This is a genomic window from Planococcus beijingensis, from assembly GCF_016820615.1.
GTDB lineage: Bacteria > Bacillota > Bacilli > Bacillales_A > Planococcaceae > Planococcus > Planococcus notacanthi.
On sequence record NZ_JADHDZ010000003.1, the window covers coordinates 354051 to 378670 of the forward strand.

Sequence of the window (24620 nt, forward strand, 5' to 3'; positions counted from 1 at the left end):
CCTTTTCAAATCATTCATTTAAGGCAATAATCAACAATAGAGTTTCTGGATTTTCCGCATAGAAGGAGTGAGCACCATGACTGTAGCATTGCTTGAAGACGAAATTACATTGGCGTTGATCAAGGCCATGAAAGAAGGAAAAATAATTGAATTCCAGGACATCCTGGATGAGCTCCAGCCGTATGATATGGCGATCCAGTACCGGCATTTGCCGGACAAACACCGCAATAAGTTCCTCCTCTATTTGACGATCCGCCAACTGACGGAACTGATGCAGGAACTTCCGAAAAATGAACAAATTGATATTCTTCATAAGCTGGGTATAGAAAAATCGGCAAAGGTCCTTGATCGTATGGACAACGACGACTTGGCTTTGTTGCTGGCCGACTTGGAACCGGAACGCATTGAAGAGCTGTTGTCGCAGATCAATCAGGACGACTCCCGGTTTGTCCACAATACGATGACGTATCCACCTGAAACAGCGGGACGCTTAATGAATAACCGCTATGTATGGATTCCACGGCATTACACGATTCGGCAAGCTATCGATAAGATCAAGCAATTTGCTGAATTAGCGGAATACCTCAACTATCTTTATGTAGTGGACGAAGACAAAAAGCTGCTTGGCGTTCTTTCTTATAAGGATTTGATTCTTGGAAACCTTGAGGACAAAATCGAAGAAGTCATGTACAACCGTGTCATCAAAGCCGACGTCCTGACCGACCAGGAAGAGGCCGCCCAATTGATCAGCCGCTATGATTTCGTCACGTTGCCGATTGTTGAAAAAGACAATACGCTTGCCGGTGTCATCACGGTGGACGATGTCATCGATGTCGTCATGCAGGAAGCGAATGAAGACATTGAAAAATTGTCGGCTTCCGGTAAGTCAATCGACTTTAATACGCCTGCTTTGATTGCGGCTTATCGCCGTCTGCCTTGGCTGATTCTCCTATTGTTTATCGGCTTGTTTTCCGGCGGCATCATCAGCCGATTCGAAGAAACGCTTCAGACTGTTGTAGCGCTGACGTTCTTTATGCCGATGATTGCCGGCATGACCGGAAATACGGGTACGCAGTCGCTGTCCGTTGTGGTCCGTGGATTGGCTTCCCAGAAGCTGAATTTTAAACAGACCGTCCAGCTGGTCATCAGGGAATTATGGGTCGGCATCATCATCGGAGCCATCTGCTCTGTTCTCATTTTATTGATTGCTTATGTATGGCAAGGCAATTTTGTGCTGGGCATTGTGGTCGGCGGTTCGCTACTGATGACTTTGATTATCGGCACCTTAGCCGGAACCATCATTCCCTTGATTCTTTATCGATTCAATATTGACCCGGCTGTGGCTTCCGGTCCGCTAATCACGACAATCAATGACATCTTGTCCTTGTTGATCTATTTTGGCATGGCTACATTGTTCATTACACACCTGATGTAGAAAACGAATCGAATGCCTCTCTTTCTGAGCAATTAGGTTTGTTCCTAGTAATTTACTAGGTATAATAAGTTTTAATTGAAGGAGGAGAGTTCATGACCATTCCCAAACCCCTTGTCCAAATAAACCAGGTTTTCATCGTCGTCACCGTATTGGCGGCATTGTTGTTCCATCCAGCAATTTTGCTGTTGCCGTTTGCGGTTGGAGCCTATACGTTGATCACCAAGAAAAATCCTGTCATCCACTTTAGCCGCCGCTTTCTGAAAAAGCCGTCAGCGAGCTACCAGCAGGAAGACAAAGACCAGCAATTGTTCAATCAATGGATTGCAACGATTTGCCTGGGGCTGTCACTCCTTTTCTTCTCTTTAAGCATCCAACTGGCTGCTTATGCCTTCAGCATCATGGTCATACTCGCAGCAGGAGTTGCATTGATGGGCTATTGCATCGGCTGCACCGTCCGCTACCGTTACCTGATGTGGAAGCATAACCGAACAAAAGCACAGGCCTGACACAAAAAAGACCGGAAGCAAATGCCTCCGGTCTTTTTTCTATGGTTTACTTTATCTGGCCACTGCCGCGGATGATGTATTTTGTCGAAGTTAATGCAGGCAAGCCCATAGGTCCCCGCGCATGAAGCTTTTGTGTACTGATGCCAATCTCGGCACCAAACCCAAATTCGAAGCCGTCTGTGAAGCGCGTAGAAGCGTTATGGTAGACTGCTGCTGCATCAATTTCCATGAAGAATTGATCGACGTTCGCAGAATTGGAAGAAATGATCGCTTCAGAATGCTTGGTTCCGTAAGTATTGATGTGCTGAATCGCTTCTTCCACACCAGTGACCGTTTTCATTGCCACTTCCAGTCCCAAGTATTCCGTTCCCCAATCTGCATTTTCTGCAGGTATGACCGTAGGAGAGAGTTGTTGGATAGACTCATCCCCATGGATTTCAACCTGCTTGTCCTGCAAAGCGGACAACAACTCCGCTAAATGCTTGTCTGCCCAAGTTTTGTGGACCAAAATGCTTTCGCAGGAGTTGCACACTGAAGGGCGCTGCGTTTTGGCGTTCAACGCAATCTCAATCGCCATTTTTACATCCGCTGTCTCATCAATATATATATGGCAGTTTCCTGCACCTGTTTCCAAGACGGGAACCGTGGAGTTTTGGACGACCGTCTGAATGAGTTTTGCACCGCCTCGCGGGATGAGGACATCCAGATATTGATTCAATTTAAACATATGGGAAGCTGCTTCTCTGCTCGTATCTTCCAATAATTGCACGGATTCGACTGGAACTTCACTTTTCTGGAGTGCCCGATGAATAACGGCAACAATGGCTTTATTGGAGTGGATTGCTGTGGAGCTGCCGCGCAGCACGACGGAATTCCCGGTTTTCAGGCATAAGCTGGACGCATCGACTGTGACATTCGGACGCGCTTCATAAATCATTCCGACAACGCCTAAAGGCACACGGATTTTAGACATCGTCAAACCGTTTGGCCGTTCCCATTTTTCCAACACTTCTCCTACGGGATCTGCCAGCTTTGTCAATTGAACCAGCGCATCCGCCATGTCTTTCAAGCGGGATTGATCCAGTTGAAGACGGTCGACCAAGGAATCACTCATTCCGTTTTGGCGTCCTTGTTCAACATCCTTGCTGTTTTCTTCCAAGATATAGGCCTGTTCTTCCAGCAATTGAGCTGAAATCAAACGCAAGGCGTTATTTTTTTGCTTGGTCGTCAATTTCGCCAATGTGGCTGCAGCTTGTTTCGCTTGCTTAGCCTTTTGGAGAAGTTCGCTTTCAGTTTGCTGTTCCTGTAGAAGTTCGGTCATTCCTGATGCCCCTTTCGATTTCCCCTTGCTTAAACACTCAGTTCTGTTTTCACACCGATATAGGTTCCGTCGCCTCTGCCCTGGAAAATATCGACTAATTTTTCGCTGCCTGTCCCGGAACCGATGAACACTTGGACACCTAAAGCCAAAGCCGTTCTTGCGGCTTCAACTTTTGACTTCATGCCCCCTGTTCCGACTTCAGAGCCTTCCGAGGATGTCGCTTCCACTAATTCATCGGGGATTTCCTGAAGATGGAGGTATTTTTGGGCCTGTGGGTTGGTTCTTGGGTTGTCTTGATAAATGCCGTTAATATCTGTCAGAATCACCAGGAAGTCCGCATGGACAAGCCCGCTGACCAATGCCGACAGCATATCATTGTCTCCAAATGTCAGCTCTTTTACAGAAACAGAGTCATTTTCATTGATAATCGGCATGACGTTTCTTTCCAGTAATTTTGAAATGGTCGCATTGGCGTTTTTATACAAATCTTTCGTCAATAACAGCTGAGCTGCCACGATCTCATGTTTTTTGCATTCATCAGCATAAGCCTGCAACAACAGGCTTTGTCCGACCGCGGCGGCTGATTGCTTATCGACCACCGTATCAGGGCGCGATAAATAACCCATGCTTGTGCACCCTGCCGCAACTGCTCCCGACGATATTAGAATGACTTCGTGCCCATATTCTTTTAAGCGAGCCAGCGCATCCACGTGCTCACGCAATTTTTCAATCGACAGCTTGCCACGTTCATCTGTCAATGAACTGCTGCCAATCTTCACAACAATTCTTTTCTTCTCCACGTGCAGTCACCACCCGATTTTGATAAATAAAAAAAATTCTTCCATTTCATCTAAAAACGGAAGAATCTTGCCTCCGTGACATTGTTTCCAACATTTCTTTCCCGAATCTATTTAATAGAGTTATTATGCACTGTTTTGCATTTTAAGTCAATATTATAAAATGTTTTTTCCTCTATAAATACATTTCTTCAATCTAAATATGCAATAAAATTGAATATTTATTCACTTTAATGAAAGTATAAATCTCTTATTTCCTTATGCAACAAGCTTTAAGGACTCAAAAGGATTATTTATTCAAACTAAATTGAAAATTTTAATTTTAAGTTGAAATGCCAGTCTATCACAAATCCCACCATCCGCAAACGGCACTTTTGACGGAACGGCCGACTGAAAGACAAGCAGGGAGTTTAAACAAGGTTTCACCGATCTTTTTACAGCAGGATTCAACAAGCAATTATTTAAATTAACGCGTAATCAGTCCGACAAATCAGAACAATTTCGGCCAAAACAAAAAAGCATGGAATGGTTCCATGCTCTTTTTATTTAGATCCTGCGCTCCAGGTCATGCCCCAATTGAAAGCTTTGTCTACTTCCCTGTGGCCTGCAAAATACTCGACCACTTTCTTGACGCTCAAGGTTTGATTTTTTTCATTTTCGATCAAAGCGATGGCGCACATTCGCTTGCCTTTGCGGTGTTCATCCAAGCGGACTTCGACGTCCGGGCCATTTTTTTGCTTCAAAGTCACTACCCCGTCCACTTCTGCCCAATTCGCCGCTCCTTCATAGATAAAAGCATAAACCAGTATACGTTTGAATTTCTTGAGCTGATCTCCATTAATGCGAAGGTTTTCTCCACTTTTGGACGTACCTGTCCGATCGTCGTGGTCAAGCGCGATATAGGGATGTTGCTTCAAGTTTCCAAAAGCATTGCCTAACGCCTGGACGGCACCCTTGGAACCATCCTCCAACTCAAACAGGCAGCCCAAATCCAAATCCACTGATTTGCCGGCGTTGAGAACCGATGACAAAAATCCTCCGCCCGTTTTTTGCGTCCAATTTAAATTCACCACTATTTCACCTAAAGGCGATTCGGTTTTGTTCAAATTGATTTTGTCCCCGGTCTTTTTAAGCTCCACTTTTCTTAAGTTCACCGGAGCAGATTTGGGGCTCGGTGTCTCCGTTTTCACAGCTTGAGCCTTTTTCATGAATGCTTCCGCTGGCAGCTCCAGATTGAATTGCCTGCACAGTTCCCGGAGATCACCGGAAACACTTTGCCCAATCGCGGAAAACTTCCATTCTCCATTATGCAAATACACTTCTCCTGTCAACAACGTCAGGTCCTGGTTGAAGTCCTTGCCCAAATCGTAGCGGCACAATTCTTTTTTGCTGTCGGCGTCTTCAATCCGGACATATGCATTTGCCACCTGTCCAAAATCCTGTTTTTTAGCCGCTCCTTCATAAATGTTGATCGCTACGGCAATTTTCTTGATTCCGCTCGGAACTTTATCCAATTGGACAGTGATTTGTTCGTCGTCTGCATCCCCAGCTCCTGTCTGATTATCGTTTGTCAGTTTGACCGAAGAGGCTTTGTCCGACAGGTTATTATAATAAATCAGATGTTCTTTTCCAGCGACTTTGCCTTCCGCATCCACGAGCAGCGCTACTGCATCCAGATCAACCGATGAAGCCGTTTGGCTGACATCCCATCCTAATCCAATCTTTAAATTCTTCAAGCCTGGATGTGTTTTCGTTAAATCCACTTTTTGTCCTTTTATCAATGCAACCATCCATTTCTCCTCCTTGAATATCAAAAATACTTCTTATTTTACTATACTGTAAATAAATTCTATGTTCACATGATTCCCTTATAGACAGAAAAAAACCCCCACAGAGCCAGGCCCTGTGGGAGTTTTGTTTACAGTGGGCGATAATCCGCCTCTAGCTGTTTCAAGCTTCTGTATTTAATAATTTGTGCCACATACCATAACAGCACAACCAAAGTGATACAAGCACCGATAATGGCGGAAATCTGATAGTCCATGTTCAACCCTTCCGGTGCATAGAAGATGTACATGGAGACTACGGCAGTCATGAACATGGCAGGAACTCCAGCCACCCAGTGGAACTTATAGTTCTTCATCAGATAAACTGCAGCTGTCCATAACATGAATGTCGCCACCAGCTGGTTCGTCCAGCCGACATATCTCCACAAGAAAGTATAATCGATTGTTGCCATATAGAAGGTTGGAATCGCCAGTGGAATCGTCACCAGCAGGACCTTCACTTTTCCTTCCATGTTTACAAATTTCGAAAGGATGTCCGTCAAGATCATTCGTGAAGACCGTAGCGCCGTATCACCAGTCGTTACAGGCAGGATGATGACACCGAAAATCGCCAGCAGTCCACCCATCGTACCCAATAGGGAAATGGAGATTTCGTTGACAACGCCTGATGGCCCTCCAGCAGCAAGCGCTGCTCCCAAGCCTTCCGTACCATTGAAGAATGTCATGCCCGCTGCTGCCCATATTAAGGCGATAACTCCCTCAATGATCATAGCACCATAAAAAATCTTTCGGCCATCGGTTTCTTTTTTCATCGTGCGTGCAATGATCGGGCTTTGTGTAGAGTGGAATCCTGAAATGGCGCCACACGAAATGGTCACCATCAACAATGGCCAAATCGGCAGATCACCCGGATGCAAGTTGGCAAATGTCAAGTTTGGCATCGGTTTTCCCGAGAAGACCAATGCTACCGCTACAGCTACCGCCATAAACAATAAAATGGCGCCCAACAGGGGGTAAATACGGCCAATTATTTTATTTATCGGCAAAATCGTTGCCAGGATAAAGTAGAAGAAAATGATGATTAAAGCAGTCATAAAGTTAATTGGCGTAATTTGGGCAATCAACTGAGCAGGTCCTGCAGTAAACGCTGCAGTCACCAGCAGCATCAAAACTAAAGACAGGCCATTGATAAATACTTTGGCGTTCTTACCCAGGTATTTCCCTACCAATGTCGGAAATTGGGCGCCGCCATGGCGCATGGACATGACGCCCGAAAAGTAATCATGCACGCCTCCTGCGAAAATAGAGCCAAGCACAATCCAGACAAAAGCGACTGGACCATATAACGCTCCGGCAACTGCTCCATAAATCGGGCCAAGGCCAGCGATATTCAATAGTTGGATCAGATTGCCTTTCCACCAGCTCATTGGCATATAATCCAGCTTGTCTGTTTTGGCATAGGCCGGAGTTGGTGTATTGTCATCGACGCCAAAAACACGCTCAATAAATTTCGAATAAAAAACATATCCTAAAATAAGTAATGCCAAAGCAGCAAAAAATGTAATCATATGAACGTTCCTCCTGATGTCGTGGTTAAAAGCATAAATTATGATACCATGTTTTTTAAATATATAAACATAATATTTAGAAAAAAACAAATTTACTGTAAAATAACTATTTTTCATTAAAATAATTTACATCCCCTTATTTATCGGCGGTTACTAGGAATATTTTCATAAGGATTGAATAGTATATTAAAGAATGCGCTTATAAAATCATTATGTCTTTATTAAAATCGTTGGTTGTTCAATCAAAAAAACGCAGGGAAAAGTTCCCTGCGCCATCGTTGATTTCCTTGTGGTTGAATTCAGTGCAGCCCACTGCTATCGCGAACGAATCCTGGCTTTTCGGATGCCTTGAATGGCATCTATAGCAGAAGAAATGATGACCACCACTAAAATACTGCCAATAAGCCAATTAAGGAAGGCCGTCCCGCCAAAGAGGTCAGTAAGCCATTGGCGGAATGCTTCATTGACTAAATTGGAATTGGTGAATACCAGAACAAATACCAATACGGAAGTCGTTTGGACAAACGCGTTGAACAGTGCCAGTTTATTGGTCCATTGTACAGCCCGCCATTGATAGACTGCCAAAGTGATTTCCAGTACGACGACCAGGATGATCAGGGGCCAATAGGAAACAAGAACAGCCTGATTGAAGATGGGTGTGGTAAATTCCAGTCCGCCTTGCCGCCCTTGCTGATAAATTCCAAGCAGCTTATCTGCATTAAAATAAACGGTCGTCCAAATAGCCGTCCAAATCAAGCTGCCGAATATTTGGCTTCGGGGAATTTGTTTTTCTTTGGAAATGTGCGGACGCTCTGGGAATTCCCTTAAGTCATCCGGTGTCCATTCTTCAAAATTCAATCCCAACGGCCTTTGCGATTTCGAATGCTCTGCGCGTTCCACAAATGCCAAAACCAGTGTCAGCCAAAAGACCGCTTGAACCACTGCATTGATGATTCCCGAAATGATTCGTCCAATCAATTCTCCGATGATGGTGAAGACCGGTTCCTCTCCTGCCCCTGAAACAATCGTGACAATCAAAATGACAATGGTCGTTACAGTGATAGCAATCGGCAAGACAAGCTTCAACAGCTGAAGATAAAGATCATAATACCTTGGACCGATCAAATACATGGGCCGATCCGCATAGCGGCTCGCCAAAACTGCTGGATGGCCCAATTCGGCAAGCACATTTTTCACATCCTGTTCCATGTAGTCAACCGGCAGCTTCTCCGCAATAGTAGTCCGCAGCTCTTCTTCAACTTCAGCACGTTTTTTTTCCGGCAGCCTTCTTGTTACTTCCCTGATATACAGTTCCACCAGCTTCATGGCGAACCTCTCCTTTTAGTAAAGAAATTTCCTATTCCGTCCGTTTTAATTGCTTCTATCATACACTGTTCCAATCTGTTTAAAAACATATTTTCTTTATTTTCCGTCAATTTTAAAAATAGAAAAACAGGCTCTGGAATAGAGCCTGTCAAACTTTAATAATTGCTTTTTTTTCTGCTAAAAAAACTTTACAAAAACCCGCCATTATTCGAACTGCGTATTGAATTCTACTGCTTTGGCGATTTGTTTGTCCTTACTGTCGAAGACATCACTGGTGGTGATATTTATCGATTCAATTCCACCTTTTTCGATAATAAATCCGACATTTCCTGTCTTGGTTTCACCTGGAGCCAATTCACCATTCAATTCTTCCAGATAAATATCATCTTCCCACAGCTTCAATTCTTCTTCAGCAGTTTCGAGTAACGCTACCGGTGCAAAATGAATAGGTTCATCGGAGGTATTGGTGATTTCCACAAACATCTTCATGACTTCAAATTCCTGTTCATGTGTATAGGAATGAAAAAAATCAATCAGGCTATAATCCGGTTCGAGCTGAAGGATTTTCGATTCTGCCACAATCAGCTCCACCGGACCCGCCTTATAGGTTTCACTGTCCATGTTCACCGCCTTCACTGTTGCCTCTCCTTTGGCATCCCGCTTGTTTTGGCCGGTTTCCTGCAGCAGACGGTCATCTGTCACCTGCGGGCTCAGAACATAACCATCATAATAACCCGGAATATCGTTTGTCTGATCGGCTGCCGAAGCGATCATTGTCGAATCATCCGATTCTGAACATCCTCCCAGCAATAGCGCGGAGAGCGCCAATAAATAAACGGTTTTTTTCATGTCAGTTCCCCATTCCATCCTTTATTTCAAGAACATTATTTATCGTTGATCTCCACTTTGGCTTTCAGCAAATCAAAGATGATTTTTGCGTGATCGGTATTGTCGAGCTGTCCAGCAAATTTATCGCTTGCGGGCCCGTATGCATAAACCGGAACATCTTCCCCAGTGTGGCCGCCAGTTGTCCAGCCGGTATGCGAGCGCTTATCGAAAATCTTTTCAATGGCATTGTCGACATCCGTATACTTGCCGCCAGCCGCTGCTTTTTTCACAGCAGCAATTTCATCAGTTGTCAGTTCAAGGTCGATAAACTCCTTTAAAGTTGCTTCTGCATCCGCTCCGCTGACGATTTGTTCAGCCATGAAATCCGGAGTGCGCTTTGCTGCTTTGATCGGCTCAGCGAACCAGTTGTAGATGCCGTCTGCGCCAATGGAGAAGCCGCCAGTCGAATGGTCGGCAGTCGCGACGACCAATGTATTGCCGTCTTCTTCAGCAAATTTGATCGCTTCCTGGAATGCTCGATCATAGTCTTCCATCTCACTCATAGCAGCCACAATGTCATTGTCATGCCCTGCCCAATCCACTTGGCTTCCCTCGACCATCAGGAAGAAGCCGTCTTCATCTTCAGACAATCGGTCGATTGCAGACGTTGTCATTTCCGCCAATGATGGCGTGCTGTCATCACGGTCAATCAGTTTCGGAAGGCCAGCCGGCGCAAACAACCCAAGTACCTGCTCTGCATCGTTGCTCAGCAATTCGTCGCGGTCTGTCACGTAGCTATAGCCGTCTTTCTGGAACTCTTCCGTAAGGTTACGGTCCGGACGATCGAATAAATCGACGCCTCCACCCAGCAATACATCGACTTTATGCTCGCCATTGATCAATTCATCGTAATAATCGTCGGCAATGGCGTTCATGTTTTTCCGGGCAATATCATGTGCACCGAATGATGCCGGTGTGGCGTGCGTGATTTCAGAAGTTGCAACCAATCCTGTCGCTTTGCCTTTTTCTTTGGCTGCCTCGAGGACTGTTTTCACTTCACTCTCATCGTTATCGACAGCAATGGCGTTGTTATACGTTTTGATGCCGGCAGACATGGCGGTTGCAGCTGAAGCCGAATCGGTGATATTTTGCGCCGGGTCTTCCGGATAAGTCGATTGCTGTCCAACCAAATACGGATCAAACGACATAGCTTCGACCATCTTAGTAGAAGGATCGTCATTCAAATACCGGTGAGCAGATGTATACGATGTCCCAACACCATCACCGATCAGGAAAATGACGTTTTTTACTTTATCTTTTTTATGGCCGCCTTTGCCCTTCCCTTGACTGTGCTCGGGAGCTTTTCCTTGATTGTTGCCGGGGCCATGCGCTTCTGCTGATAACGAGAAGGAGCTTACTCCTGTTAAAGCTACTGCTGAAGCTAAAGCAATCGGAAGTACTTTCATCTTCAAGTTTCTATGTATCATTTTTTTCCCTCCAGTCATTTGATGAACAAGTTCAGTGTAGGGTCTGAATATTAAGCCTTCATGAAGCTCATGTTTAGCTTCTGTAAATTCCCCAAAATAGGCATTTAAACGCATTACAAAAAGCCCAGAAATCTCTGGGCTTTCGTGAGTTTAAATCGTTGAAGTTGAATTTTTCACCAATAGGAGATAAGCCAATAAGGCGATAGCACACATAGAGAAAATGACGAGTCCCATTGGCACTGCGGTATTTTCTCCAGCAATCCCTACAAGTGGAGCTGTCGCAGCCCCTAAAACGAAAGGCAACAGCCCCAATAGCGCAGAAGCACTTCCAGCTACATGGCCCTGGCTTTCCATAGCGAGTGTGAATGCGGCCGTTCCGACCACACCGATCGACATGACGAAAAAGAAAATCGGAATGACAACTGCCCACAAAGGCCCGTCCAGTAAAACAACGGCCAGCAGAACCGCACCAGCGGCAGTTGCGCCGTATAGAGCTGTTTCCAGAAAGCGTTTCTCAGACCAGACATGCGAGAACCGGCCGACAGCGTAACTTCCGATGATCAAACCGATGCCATTCATACCAAACAACAGGCTGAACACCTGAGGTGAAACGCCGTAAATATTTTGATAGATGAAAGGCGTTCCAGACACATAGGCGAAAACACCTCCGATCAGAAAGCCTTGCGCCAATGCGTAACCGGTAAACTGGCGGTTCTTCAGAATTCCCGCGAAATTGCTGAACGTCGATTTTAAGTTGCTCGGGACGCGCTTTTCGGGAGGCAGACTTTCCTTTAAGCGGAAAGCCGAAATCAGCAGCAAGACGATCCCCAATACGGTCAGCACCAGGAAAATTCCGCGCCAGTCGGCAAACAACAGCACTCCGCTGCCGACAGAAGGCGCCAGTAATGGCACCAGGTTGTTTACGACCATCAGTAAAGCGAACAATCTGGTCAATTCCGCTCCACTGCTGACATCCCGTACGATTGCCCGGGAAATAACCAGCCCGCCTGAAGCCGCAAATCCCTGTACAAAGCGCAAAAGAATAAATATGTAGATGTTCGGAGCAAAAATGCAGGCTACCGACGCTATTGCATAAGCAACCAGGGAAATTAGCAACGGCTTGCGTCTCCCCTGCATATCACTGAGTGCGCCGGCGATCAATTGGCCGAGTGCCAGCCCAAGCAGGCAAGCGGTCAAGCTCAATTGAACAGAAGTGGCATTCGTTTCATAGACGTCGGCTAAGATTGGAAATGCCGGCAAATACATATCAATCGTGAACGGAATCAAGGATGTTAACGCGCCCATCAGCAAAATAAAATGGACGCGCTTTAAACCGGTTATGCTTTTCACTGCTTTACACACTCCTTTTCCCGTCAAAATAAGCAGGTCGATCCAAGTTTGGATTTCCGGCTCAAGGGTAAATTGCTGTTTTCTACCATATCATAATAATTCCTGTCTTTCTTCAATGATGTGCTGATTTTCATTAATTTATGAATCGCTGTTGGCTCAACACAATAAAAAGCCCGTCGTTGCCAAGTTATCACGAAGGATAACCGGGCAGCGACGGGCTTCAGATTTACTTTTTCGCTGTTATTTTACTTCTACGGTCCAACCGAGTGTATCTTCAACTTTCCCAGTCTGGATGCCTGTGATCGTGTCATATAGTTTTTGCGACAGTTCACCGATTTCATGGTTGTTGATGATCATTTTTTGGCCTTTCCAGTTTAATTCTCCAACCGGAGAAATAACAGCAGCTGTTCCGGTGCCGAAGACTTCCTCTACTTGGCCTGCTTCATAGGCTTCATACAGTTCATCAATGGAAATGCGTTTTTCTGTTACGTTAATTCCCCATGTGCCAAGCAACTCGATAATGGACATGCGCGTGATGCCTTTCAAGATACTGCCGTTCAATTCAGGCGTCACCACTTCGCCGTTGATCTTGAAGAAAATGTTCATGCTGCCGACTTCTTCAATGTATTTTTTCTCGACGCCGTCCAGCCACAGGACATCCGCGTTGCCTTCTTTCTTGGCATTCGCTTGAGCCTGGTAACCCGATGAATAGTTTCCGGCGGTTTTGGCCATACCGGTGCCGCCTTTTACAGCACGGGTGAACTTGTCTTCCACATGGATGACAACCGGCTGAAGGCCACCTGGGAAGTAAGATCCGACCGGTGACAAGATCACCATGTATTTATAGGTTTGAGACGGTCCGACTGCCAGGTTGGCGTCTGTTGAAATGATATAAGGGCGGATATACAGGGAAGTTCCGGGTGTTTTCGGTACCCATTCCTTTTCAAGCTTGATCAATTGCGTCAAATGCTCCAAAGCTTGTTGTTCATCAATTGACGGAATGCTCAAGCGCTCGCTTGAAAGATTCAGACGCTCAAAGTTCTTTTCCGGACGGAACAATAAAATACGGCCATCTTCTGTACGGTAAGCTTTCATTCCTTCAAAGACTGTTTGGCCATAATGGAAAATCATCGCTGCCGGATCCAGGCTGATCGGGCCGTACGGAACGATTTTTGGATCATACCAGCCTTTTTCAGTTTCGTATTCCAAGATATACATATGATCTGTGAACGTAGTCCCGAATGGTACTTGATCTTTCACTGGTTTTTCTTTTTTGCTGGTATTTTCAATAACCTCAAGCTGATATGTAGTCATCGTCAGGACTCCTTTTGTGAAAATAATTATAATTATCAGTAATATGAATAATTATACACGTTCTTGCCGCCCTTTAAAAGCTTCGGCAGCCATAATTCAAAAATTACGATAAAAGACCCGTTTTCTTCCAAAACAAAAAGACCATTCAGCGAATGATCTCAATAAAGTGGGCAAGTATTTTTGCGGTCAATCCCCAAATAACTTTGTCGTCATAAATATAAAAAAACTCATCAACCTGGCGCGTCCGCCAATTGTAATTTTCTCCTCCGGCAATCAAATCATAGGGAAAGCTTTCTTCCGGCTGGATATCAAAGTTGATGCTGTACACTTTCGGTTCTTTTTCCAGGAAAAAAGACAGCGGCACCGTAAAGATGCTATCTACTTCCGGCGGATTCGGGCTGAATTCGGCTTCAGGATCGATAATGCCGGCAAATGTGTAGACAATCATGCCAAAAGGCGAAACGATGTAGTCCAATGGAAAGATATTCGAAATTTCTTCTCTTTTGATTCCCAGTTCTTCAATCGTTTCCCGGACCGCCGTGTCTTCTTCGGTCTGATCCTGGAAATCGATTTTGCCGCCTGGAAAACAAATCTCGCCTGGCTGGTTTCTTAAATCGTATGAGCGGACTTCAAAGAGGACATGAATTTCTCCCTTTTTTTCGATAAGGGGCAAAAGAATGGCGTATTTAGAAAAATCCTTATTCCCTAATACATCAGGAACCCGGTTTTTCACTTTTTCCAGCATGCTTTTCGGATCCATATCAACACCTCGGCTCTCTTTCAACCATTTTACCAAAACCCACACAATAATTCCTTTTCGAAGAAGCTCTTTAGTTGAATCCATAAAAAATTCGGTCAGCGGGGATTTTTCATAACACTGACCGTTGAAACGGCATAAATAAGCAACACTCATAGGATTACATCGTCAAAATTTCCCGGATATCATCAGCTGACATGGCTTTCAGCGGTTCTTCTCCTGACTGGATGACATCATCGATCAGGTTTTTCTTTTTCATCTGCAACTCATTGATCTTTTCTTCGATGGTGCCTTTCGCGACAAGCCGAACCACTTGCACTTCCTTTTTCTGTCCCATGCGATGTGCCCGGTCAGCAGCTTGCTGTTCGACAGCCGGATTCCACCACAAGTCGTAAAGAATGACTGTGTCAGCGCCCGTCAGATTCAGGCCTGTCCCTCCGGCTTTCAGGGAAATCAAAAACAAATCGCCTTCCCCTTCATTGAAGCGGCTGCATAAGTCCACCCGCTCCATAGGCGGCGTTTGGCCATCCAGGTAAAAATAAGGCACCCCTTCTTTTGCCAATTGACGGCCAATGAGGCCCAGCATTTGAGTAAATTGCGAAAATACCAGCACACGCCTTCCGGAAAGACGGCATTCCTCTACAATCTCCATCAACTGATCAAATTTGGCGGAACCTCCTTCATAACCTTCCACAAATAATGCGGGATGGCAACAAAGTTGGCGCAGCCTGGTCAATCCGGCCAAAATTCGGATGCGGTTCTTTTGGAAGCTGTCTTTGTTCAAATGTTTCAGTGCATCCTGTTTCAACTCAGCTAAATAAGCTGCGTATAATTTCTTCTGCTCTTTCTGAAGATCCGAAAATTGGATTGTCTCTACTTTATCCGGAAGTTCCGTTAAAACCTCCGTCTTGATGCGGCGCAGAATGAATGGCCGCACCCGCTTTTTGATGCTGTCACGTCTCATCTCGCTGAACAGCCTGCGGTTTGGCAACAACTCCGGAAACACCACATTGAAAATGGACCATAACTCGTCGAGCGAATTTTCAATCGGCGTACCGGTAAGCGCAAAGCGATAATCCGCCTGAATCCCTCTGACGGCCTTCGCCGTTTGTGTCACAGGATTCTTAAACGCCTGTGCTTCATCAAAAAATACCGTATGAAAATGTTGATCCCGGTACAGTACTTGATCCATGCGCAAGGAAGGATAGGAAGTGATGATGACATCCATCTCTTGTGAGTTTTTAACCAAAGATGCCCGCTGTGTTTTATTGCCATCGATGATCTTGGCTTTTACAGCTGGTGCGAACTTCGTCAGTTCGTTCAACCAGTTATAAACGAGCGATGAAGGCGCAACCACAAGCACAGGCTGCTGACGCTTACGGATATCCGACAGCATCGATACGATGAAAGCGATGCTCTGCAAGGTTTTGCCGAGTCCCATGTCATCAGCCAAGATTCCGCCGAATTTATACTTGGCCAACAGCTTGAGCCAACGGAAACCCGCTTCCTGGTAATCGCGGAGTACACCGTTCAAACTTTCCGGTATGTCTGAATCGAGCTCTTCCGGACGATTCAAATTTTGCAGAAGGTGCGCAAAGCCGGCTCCGGGATCAAGAAGCTGTCCCTCATCCAATGATGCGGCCAAATGCAGCCCATGAACCAATGGAATCCGGATCTCTTCTCTGCCAAAATTGGCTGCGGTGATATCCAATTCACGCAGAAATTCACTTAAATCAAGGAATTCTGCCGTCTCCAAAGACATTAACGTTCCGTTAGGGATGCGGTAATAAGGCCGCTTTTCCTCCAATGCCTTTAGAATCTTTTTGATTTCTGCTTCCGGTATATCCTGAAGGTCGAAACGGAACTCCAGCCAATCAGTGCGTTCACTGATTTCAACTTTCACTTTAGGGCCGCCATAATTTTTTTGGACTCGCAGCTTCACAGCTGTCGTTGCGTAAATTTGCATCAATTCTTCCAGTACTGGAATGACATGATAAAGAAACTGGTATTCCGCTTCTTCATCCTGCATGTAGAAGCCGCCTTCAGTTTGTGTAAATGCACTGTCTTTCATGATTCGCAGGATTTCCTGTTCCTGCTCTCGCTGTCTGCGGACTCCCGGGTAATGGCGGAATTCGTCTTCCGGCTCTTCACATGGATTGATGACCGAATGTCCGTAATGGAATTCCACTCCGGCCAGCAGCCGGTGTTTGATGCGGTCGAGAAACAGTTTGGCGCGTAGAGGGGTTTCCACCAGCCGCTCTGCTACGGCATCTGAAATATGCACTTTTCCTAAACGCTCCAACCCAGGGGCAACCGTCGCCATAAATCGATCCATTTCCTGTGATGGAATGATCAGCTGGTCGATTGAGCCAGGCAGCATTTCCTTCAGTTCCGCAAGGCGCCTGGCATCTTCTTCAGCCAAATGGTATAGAGCGCCATCCGCAATTGCCATGTCGTAAGCCTTCAGAATCAGCACTTCTTCCAGCCCTTCTACATCCAGCCGAAATCCACCTGATCGGTTTTTATCGAAATGGAAAGATAGCGGCATTTCCTTTTCGATACGGATGCCTTCGATAATCCGTCCTGCCCCTATAAGTTTGACGTTAGGTGCGGCTTGCATTAAAGGCAGCAGCCGCTCCCAATCCGATGCAGCCATCACCAATAAATCAGTTTGCTCAAGATTTCCAACTCCGGCCATTCGGGTTTTCGCCAAATAATCGAGGACTTTTTCAGTGTCATCTTCAAGGCGGTGGTCCGGTGGTGCGTAAGAAAAGCCCGGTGATTCACTATACGCTTCTTCCGTCCTTACCGCAGCCAAGAACCCTCCTATATCACGAATCGGTTCCAGGTTCGTTATTCCCCCAGCAATCCGCAGACCCAGCATATAACCCGATTTTCCCATTAAAACCGGCAGGATGCTGAATTCAATTTGAAGCGTTTGCCGTTTGTCGAAATACTGCCGTCTTCCTTTTGTGCCGGCTGTTTGCCGCGTGAATACACTGAGCATTTTCATAGCCGGATTCTCACGCTGCTGCATGTCCTCAATCGCCAACAAGACGCCGGCAATATGATGGCAATAAGTCGACACAAACCCGACTGGCGGACAGCTGCAGGAAGCCAGGATTTCCCCGTCTGCTTCCTGTTTAACGCTGACGTAAAATTCATTGCGTCCGCTGACGACCCCTTTCATCAGCCGATCTTCATTCGGATCCGGCGATAACTGGATTTTGCCTGCCTGAATAAAAGCCCGGCCCTTTTTGAAAGCAGCCTGACCGCATAATTTTTTTATTTTTGTTTCATTAAGTGAGAAGTTCATAAGGCCAGTTCCTTCCTGTATATGCCTGAATACCGGAAACAGTTGTATAGCATTTTGCTGCTCTCTCCATTATCTCTGACTGCCTAGGGTGAATCAACTCAGCTAACTTTTGGTCTGCACTTGTAAATTTTGATTACTCCAAAGAATACTCGTAGCTTTTACAGCAAGATTACACATTTCATCGGATTTACATCGGATTTTGCGCTCCAGGCGGACGCTTTCCGCGGACGAAGCGCTGAGCCTCCTCGTCGCAAACTCCTGCGGGGTCTCATCACTCCGTTCTTCCGCAGGAGTCGCCGACTTGCGCTCCAAATCCCTGGGTGAAGGGTTTAGTAGATTTTTTTGAACCGATTAGCGAGTTTATCTATTTCATATAAGCTAGACACATTCGAATAGACTAGCCACGCTAGTCATTTTGCATAGACCTTGTTTATACTCTGAACCGAAAAAAGACCTTTCTCTAAGAGGAAGGTCTTTTTTCAGTAGATTTTATTGCTTGGTGAAAATTACTTTATTGAGGTTGGAAATTTGAATGCGATCACCATTCTTCAGTGTGGTTGTGACACTGGTAACCGCGTATTTCTGCTTTTTATTGGTCAGAATTTCATTGACTTGCAGATTGCTTCCCCGATAGATGAATAAATTCCCAAATTCACTTGTGGTGGTTATTTTATATCTTCCGGCTGCTACGTCTTTCCCAACTGTCCAGTATCCTGAATGCAAAGTATTAGACATCACATTGGCTACACGCGTGAACTGCACATTTTCCAATCCCATGATTTCAATAGAGTCACCTGATTTTATATCTGTAGTGACTGCGGTAACACCAAATCCATCATCTTCACTTGATAGGATTTCATTGACGTAACGATCATAGTCATTTTCTGCGATAAACAGATTTCCACTTCCTGATTTCGTTGTCATTTTATATCGCCCAGCCGGTAAATGCGTTCCGCCTTTCCATTTGCCGGCACTTAGAGTCTTGACGTATGGCACTGTGACGGAAGCTGTAGCGATTTTTCCGTTAGTAGTTGTTGCTGTAATTTTCACCGTGCCTGAACCCACAGCCGTTACTTTCCCTTTACTGTCCACTGTCGCTATTTTTGTATTGGCAGACTTCCACTTGATTGTTTTATTGGTTGTATTGCTTGGGCTGACAGTAGGAATCAGTGTATACGAATTTCCTTTGTTCAAAGTAAAGGAAGTTTTGTGCACTTTCACTGAACTGGCTGCAATGGGTGCTGTTACAGTAATTTTTACTTTAACTTCTTTTGCACCTTTAACCGTTGCTGTCACAGTTGCTGTACCTTTGGCTTTTGCCGTTACTTTGCCTTTGCTATCCACCGTGGAAACCTTCGTATTTGACGATTTCCAAGTGGCTGTTTTATCCACGCTGTCAGCAGGAGCAGTCGTGGCCTTAAGCGTCTCGGTCTTGCCCGCTATTAATGAAAGGGCTGTCTTGTTCACTTTAACTGTTTTAGTTGAAACCTTGACTGTTACAGTTTTATATATTTTTGCATTGGCTTTTGATGTAGCTGTAATCGTGGCTGAGCCATTAACTAATCCTTTTATTGTCCCTTGGGAATCAACAGTCGCCACTTTTGTATTTGAACTTTTCCAAATAACCGTCTTATCTGCTGCAGTAGCCGGCGAAACGGTGGCTGTTATTTTTACCTTTTGGTTATTGGAGATGTTCAATGCTGATTTACTCAGTTTAAGACTAGTAGGGAGGATATTGGTGACCGTCACTTTAATACTTTTACTGATTCCAGCTGCACTTTTTGCTGTTGCAGTAATGGTGGCTGTTCCAGCCTTCACAGCTTTAACGGTACCTTTTGCATCCACTGCCGCAATTCCTGGATGGCTGCTTTTCCATGTGACGGATTTATCAAGAGCAGTCGAAGGATTGATTGCGGCTGTTAGATTCCCTGTATTTCCTACTACTAGCGAAAGGCTCGACTTGTTTAACGTGATGCTCTGGGGAGTCGTAATGACTGTTTGCGCCTTCATAGTTCCTGACAGATAAGAAATATAGAATTGATCTCCTTTAGCAAGCTTATAGGTCCCTGACACTTGCTTTGGAGAGAGGTCAAATGATTCTTTATAATTCCATTTGTTATCGTAAATTTCGATCATAGCGTAATCGTAATTGTCCGCAGGTTTATCCAAATTAAATGAATAAGTGCCCGCAGGGATATCCGTTCCTACTTGATAGAAGCCCGCGCTTAAATTTTTAAGGTCTATTGCAGAAATTTGTTTGACTGCTACACCCGCTGCTCCATCGTATAAAGAAATCTCCACTTCATCTCCAGCTTTCAAACGAGTGGTAAATTGATTGGAGCTGAATTCATTTGTGCCATCCAGTATTTCTGTAATTTCTGCACCTTCTGCAGTTAGAATAGATAAATAAGCTGTTCCTTTTTGGATGCTGAGATGAGTTAATCCTGCCGGTATTTCCTGGCCTGCTACATAGCTGCCATCACTCAACAATTGGTTACTTGCAGCCTGTGCAGTCATAGTGAAGGAAAAAGAAAATAGCAGCACAGCTACAAAAATCACTTTCAACAATAATTTATTCTTCATAGGTAGAACCTTCTCTCATTGGTATAATTTCTATACCTTCAACAAGATTCTACAAAGAAACAAAACAGTCTCAGTATACAAACGGAAAATCCCGAATCTTTTCTGAAGCTCATTTTACTACTTTTAAGAAAACGAATTAGGTATAAGTTACTGGATTTATAGTACCATTAAAATGTAATTTAAATTACATTAAATATCGCTTTTTGAAAAAAATTTTTTTGCTTGTTGAAGACGCATTTTATTCAATAGAAAGCTGAAAATTGTGAATAAAAGTAATTCCACCAGATCAAGAAAACCTTCACTCAAGGATCCGAAGCACCAGGCGGCGACTCCTGCGGGAACAGCGCGTGGTGAAGACGGTGCAACCGGCTGAGGCCGTGCCCGCGGAAAGCGTCCGTCGAAATGGACAATCGCCCTTTTTTGTATGCAAAAAAGGGCTGCCCACTAAAAGCCATTTTTCATGACCTTATGGGACAGCCCGCTTACAATTTTGATAGGACTCAGCTTACCGAAGACTTTTCAGGTTCGGGAATCTGCTCTTTTATCGCTTCGATCGCTTCTTCCAGGTTACGGACCTGAAGTACTTTCTTTTGCTGGTCCGGATATTGAAGGCCGGTGTGCTTGTAGCGGGAATCGTAATAAAACTCCAGCAACAGACGCACAGCAGAAGCAAATTCACCTGTTTCCAGATCCTCTTCAATCTGTTTCGAGACATCCTGTGGCATCCGGGTTTTGATGCGTTGGAAAGCGGCGATGCACTCATCCTGATATTCTTCAGGACGATAATCTTCGATGATTTCTTTGATTCTTTCTTCCATCGGCATGTCTATGATGAGCTGGATGCTGTTGGCTTTCAGTTCCATCACCCAATTGGGGATGACTACCTTGCCGATCCGTGAACTTTCAGCTTCAAATAGAACAAACGGTGCTTTTTCCAGTTCCCGAAATTGCTGGACAAATAAGGAATCGAATACTTTCTGGTTATGGGGTTCAACGCCAATGTGCCCAAAAATCGAGCCTTTGTGATTGGCGAGCCCTTCCAGATCGATAACCGGATACCCTTGCTCTTCCAGTGCTTTCAGAATTCGGGTTTTGCCCGTTCCGGTCAGGCCGTTCAACACATATGCCTTAAAAGGCGCTTCGGACTGCTCAAGCTGATTGAGAACCCATCTCCGGTATTCACGGATGCCGCCTTCCAGCCGGCTGACATGGACATCCATCAACGACAGGAGCGTGGCTGTTGTCCGGCTGCGCATACCGCCGCGCCAGCAAAATACCGTTTTATTGCCTTCAACTTGTTTAAATTGCTTCACAAACTCTGGAAGTTTGGCAGATATAATCGCGAGGCCGCGCTCTTTCGCTGCCGCTACACTCACTTGTTTATAAAGAGTTCCAATTTCCGCCCGCTCTGCATCATCAAAAAAAGGAATATTGATGCTGCCGGGAATCGAGAAATTCTTATATTCAGATGGCGACCGTACATCGATCAGGACCATTTTGTTCTTTTCACTTAACGGAATCAAGTCTTCTACTGCAATATCACTGAACATCTATTTTCCTCCAAACACGCACTCTTTTTCATCATTCTATTAGTATACACCCATCTGGAGCAGTTTTCGTTTTTGGCTGCTTGTTTTGACTTGGTACGCACTCTATTATTTAACTTACAAATCCAGTATCTACCCTATTCAAATGAGCGATTTTCGTTGACACCGCAAGGTTGAGGCATTATGATAACGGAGTATTCCCGACTAACTCACTAAGAAAAGGATGATTTCATGACTTCTATAACGAAAGTTCAACCGGTCAATGAAGCACTAGACCCGGTTGCACGAAAAGATACAGCTTTAAACAGCCCTCAAGTTTCGTTGATCGTCGGCGGATTGGTCGTTGCCGCTTTGTTGACGATTTATTTGTTGGCTACTCAACATATCTCACAACCTATCTTGTTGATCATCGGCCTGTTGCTTGGCTATACCTTGTTCCATGCACGCTTCGGCTTCACTTCTGCATTCCGTCGCTTGGCATCGGTCGGCAACGGACAAGCCATGCGGGCCCATATGCTGATGCTGGCTGTGGCAGTCACTTTGTTTGCGCCAATTTTAGCGTACGGCTACTCGTTCTTCGGAACGGGCGTGGCAGGCTATGTTTCCCCTGTAGGCGTCAGCCTGGTTGTCGGTGCATTTGTCTTCGGTATCGGCATGCAGCTTGGCGGCGGCTGTGCTTCCGGCACTTTGTATGCCATTGGCGGCGGACGTACTGTCATGTTCGTGACATTGCTGTTCTTCATTATCGGAACAACCGTCGGTGCTTACCATTTACCGTTCTGGACAGAAGAAATGCCGGCGTTTGAACCGATTTCTTTGGCAACATCAACCGGACTCGGTTATGGCGGTGCTTGGCTTGTATCGATTGTCATTTTCGGCTTGGTCGCTTTGATCAGTTTGGTTATTGAGAAAAAGAGACGTTCTCCGAAAATGGCACCTCTTCCATCCGCTTCTGGATGGAAACGGATTTTCCGCGGTTCATGGCCTTTATTTGCAGCGGCGATCGTTCTGGCTGTATTAAATGCAGTAACATTGATGGTCCGCGGTACACCTTGGGGCATCACATCGGCATTTGCTCTTTGGGGCTCAAAAATCGCTGAATTGTTCGGCGTGGATGTAGCAAGCTGGGGTTATTGGCAAGGTGCCAATGCTGCTATGCTCGAGTCTTCGATCTTTGCAGACTCTACGACAATTTTGAACTTCGGTGTAATCATTGGGGCTTTCCTTGCTTCAGCGGCCGGCGGTTTGTTCAAATTCACGAAAGTGAAAGTAGGCAACTTCTTCGCTTCTGTAATTGGTGGTCTAATGATGGGTTACGGTGCCCGTTTGGCATTCGGCTGCAACATCGGTGCTTATTTCGGCGGCATTGCGTCATTCAGCCTTCATGGTTATATTTGGGGCATCCTGGCCTTAGCCGGAACATTTGTAGCATTGTACCTCCGCCCTCTGTTCGGGTTGTCGGTACCTAAATCCAATGATTCCGTGTGTTAAATTTCTTTTAAAAACAGGCGGTCGGGACATCCCGACCGCCTGTTTTTTTGTGGGATTTTTTCGATAAGATGCCTTTCGATCCCTTTGGTTTTCAATGTTCATCTTAAGGGAAATAAACTAAATAGCGCTAAATCCAATCGACGCCATAATGGAGAGGAGAAAACTTTATGAAAGAATTTTTTGGCTTAATGAAGTTCGGAACCAAATCGGCTTTATTGGCAGCCATCGTCAATACTGTAGTTGCTCTTATTAAAACCGCTGCCTATTTGATTACCGGAAATGTAGCGATGTTTGCTGAAATGATGCACAGTTTCGGAGATGCCGCCAACCAGTTTTTCGTTTTCATCGGTTCTGCGTTCAGCAAAAAAGAACCGACAGAACGTTTCCCTGGAGGATTCGGACGCTTGGTCAACCTCGTGCTGCTGGGGGCTGTATTGATTGTCGGTGTACTGGCTTATGAAACCATTGTGGAAGGAATCCATCACATTTCCGATGCCACCCATTCAGAAGATTGGTTCTGGCTGAATATCGGTGTGCTTGGCGCAGCAGCGCTATTGGAGTCTGCTGTTCTTTACAAAGCCATGAAAGAAATTACAGAACATTTGCCAAAAGAACAAACAAAAGGATTAAAAATAATTTCGGAAAGTTATAAGCATGTAAAAGGTGCCAACCCTGCTTCGAAACTGGTCTTTTTAGAAGACAACGTTGCCGTCGGCGGAGCACTTCTTGCGATGCTGGCCATTGTCATCGCTACTTACACACCTTTCCACAGTGCCACCGGTTATGCCTCAATCATTATCGGCGTTGCCCTTATTTTAGTTGTCGGCCGCATCTTCCTGGATAACGCGGCAGGGGCTCTTGGAGTTGCCGATGTGAAAATGCAGGCCAGAATGGGTGCTCGAATCCTGCAGCATCCGCAGATCAACGATATTCAGGACTTGAATGTCATTAAAGAAGGCGACAGTCTCCATGTCGAATTAAAAATAGAAGTCGATCCTCAAATGACTATCGCCGAAGCCGATGATATCCGCGATTACATCGAAGAAAAAATTAAAGAAAACGTAAAAAATGTTACTGATATCATCATCGAATTTGACGAAGACGATGGTCTGCCTACATGGAAAAAAGCTGTGGACGAAGAACAGCACTAATTTAAAAGCCAAAAACAACCCGTTCCAGAAAAGGATTTTCCTTTCTTGGAACGGGT

17 protein-coding genes are annotated in these 24620 nt (G+C 45.3%); 4 read left to right on the plus strand and 13 right to left on the minus strand.

From position 1 onward, the window contains the following. Positions 1–76: 76 nt before the first annotated feature. Together mgtE and IRE19_RS10420 are read left to right on the plus strand one after the other, a co-directional pair. Positions 77–1435 carry a magnesium transporter gene (gene mgtE, locus IRE19_RS10415; RefSeq protein WP_203340334.1) on the plus strand — a complete coding sequence of 453 codons (1359 nt, stop codon included), beginning with the start codon at positions 77–79 and terminating at the stop codon, positions 1433–1435. Positions 1436–1527: 92 nt separating this feature from the next. Further along, on the plus strand, positions 1528–1941 hold the full coding sequence (locus IRE19_RS10420; protein ID WP_203340335.1) for a DUF4395 domain-containing protein: 414 nt from the start codon (positions 1528–1530) through the stop codon (positions 1939–1941). Positions 1942–1987: 46 nt separating this feature from the next. On the opposite strand, the gene IRE19_RS10425 is transcribed toward IRE19_RS10420, so the two are convergent. From IRE19_RS10425 to mnmH, 13 genes are all read right to left on the minus strand, one after another. Next, entirely contained in the window at positions 1988–3262 is a 1275-nt protein-coding gene (locus IRE19_RS10425; protein WP_203340336.1) for a glutamate-5-semialdehyde dehydrogenase, read from the minus strand. Between the two features lie 29 nt (positions 3263–3291). Then, complete coding sequence (gene proB / locus IRE19_RS10430) at positions 3292–4062, minus strand: glutamate 5-kinase (RefSeq protein ID WP_203340337.1); 771 nt, start codon at positions 4060–4062, stop codon at positions 3292–3294. Positions 4063–4601: 539 nt separating this feature from the next. Further along, positions 4602–5849 (minus strand): TerD family protein, encoded by a 1248-nt coding sequence (locus IRE19_RS10435; protein WP_203340338.1) that lies wholly within the window; start codon positions 5847–5849, stop codon positions 4602–4604. Between the two features lie 128 nt (positions 5850–5977). Beyond that, on the minus strand, positions 5978–7414 hold the full coding sequence (locus IRE19_RS10440; RefSeq protein WP_191714598.1) for a carbon starvation CstA family protein: 1437 nt from the start codon (positions 7412–7414) through the stop codon (positions 5978–5980). A 315-nt stretch (positions 7415–7729) separates the two neighbouring features. Continuing rightward, a complete protein-coding gene (locus IRE19_RS10445) occupies positions 7730–8740 on the minus strand; it encodes a hypothetical protein (RefSeq protein WP_203340339.1) in 1011 nt (336 codons plus the stop codon). A 204-nt stretch (positions 8741–8944) separates the two neighbouring features. Beyond that, positions 8945–9589, minus strand: a complete 645-nt coding sequence (locus IRE19_RS10450; RefSeq protein ID WP_203340340.1) for a hypothetical protein — start codon at positions 9587–9589, stop codon at positions 8945–8947. Between the two features lie 35 nt (positions 9590–9624). Then, positions 9625–11055 (minus strand): alkaline phosphatase, encoded by a 1431-nt coding sequence (locus tag IRE19_RS10455; protein WP_191714595.1) that lies wholly within the window; start codon positions 11053–11055, stop codon positions 9625–9627. Positions 11056–11205: 150 nt separating this feature from the next. Next, positions 11206–12405, minus strand: coding sequence for a multidrug effflux MFS transporter (locus tag IRE19_RS10460; protein ID WP_203340341.1), 1200 nt, complete (start codon positions 12403–12405; stop codon positions 11206–11208). Between the two features lie 240 nt (positions 12406–12645). Next, a complete protein-coding gene (locus IRE19_RS10465; protein WP_203340342.1) occupies positions 12646–13719 on the minus strand; it encodes a branched-chain amino acid aminotransferase in 1074 nt (357 codons plus the stop codon). A 145-nt stretch (positions 13720–13864) separates the two neighbouring features. Continuing rightward, complete coding sequence (locus tag IRE19_RS10470; RefSeq protein ID WP_203340413.1) at positions 13865–14479, minus strand: NUDIX hydrolase; 615 nt, start codon at positions 14477–14479, stop codon at positions 13865–13867. Between the two features lie 157 nt (positions 14480–14636). After that, positions 14637–17792: a DEAD/DEAH box helicase gene (locus IRE19_RS10475; protein ID WP_203340343.1), complete on the minus strand. Its 3156-nt coding sequence runs from the start codon at positions 17790–17792 to the stop codon at positions 14637–14639. A 489-nt stretch (positions 17793–18281) separates the two neighbouring features. Next, positions 18282–20375 carry an Ig-like domain-containing protein gene (locus IRE19_RS10480; protein WP_203340344.1) on the minus strand — a complete coding sequence of 698 codons (2094 nt, stop codon included), beginning with the start codon at positions 20373–20375 and terminating at the stop codon, positions 18282–18284. Between the two features lie 500 nt (positions 20376–20875). Continuing rightward, positions 20876–21925, minus strand: a complete 1050-nt coding sequence (gene mnmH / locus IRE19_RS10485; protein ID WP_203340345.1) for a tRNA 2-selenouridine(34) synthase MnmH — start codon at positions 21923–21925, stop codon at positions 20876–20878. Between the two features lie 228 nt (positions 21926–22153). On the opposite strand from mnmH, the gene IRE19_RS10490 reads away from it, so the two are divergent. Continuing rightward, positions 22154–23413, plus strand: coding sequence for a YeeE/YedE family protein (locus IRE19_RS10490; protein ID WP_203340346.1), 1260 nt, complete (start codon positions 22154–22156; stop codon positions 23411–23413). A gap of 167 nt (positions 23414–23580) precedes the next feature. Then, a complete protein-coding gene (locus IRE19_RS10495) occupies positions 23581–24564 on the plus strand; it encodes a cation diffusion facilitator family transporter (RefSeq protein ID WP_203340347.1) in 984 nt (327 codons plus the stop codon). Positions 24565–24620 lie beyond the last annotated feature (56 nt).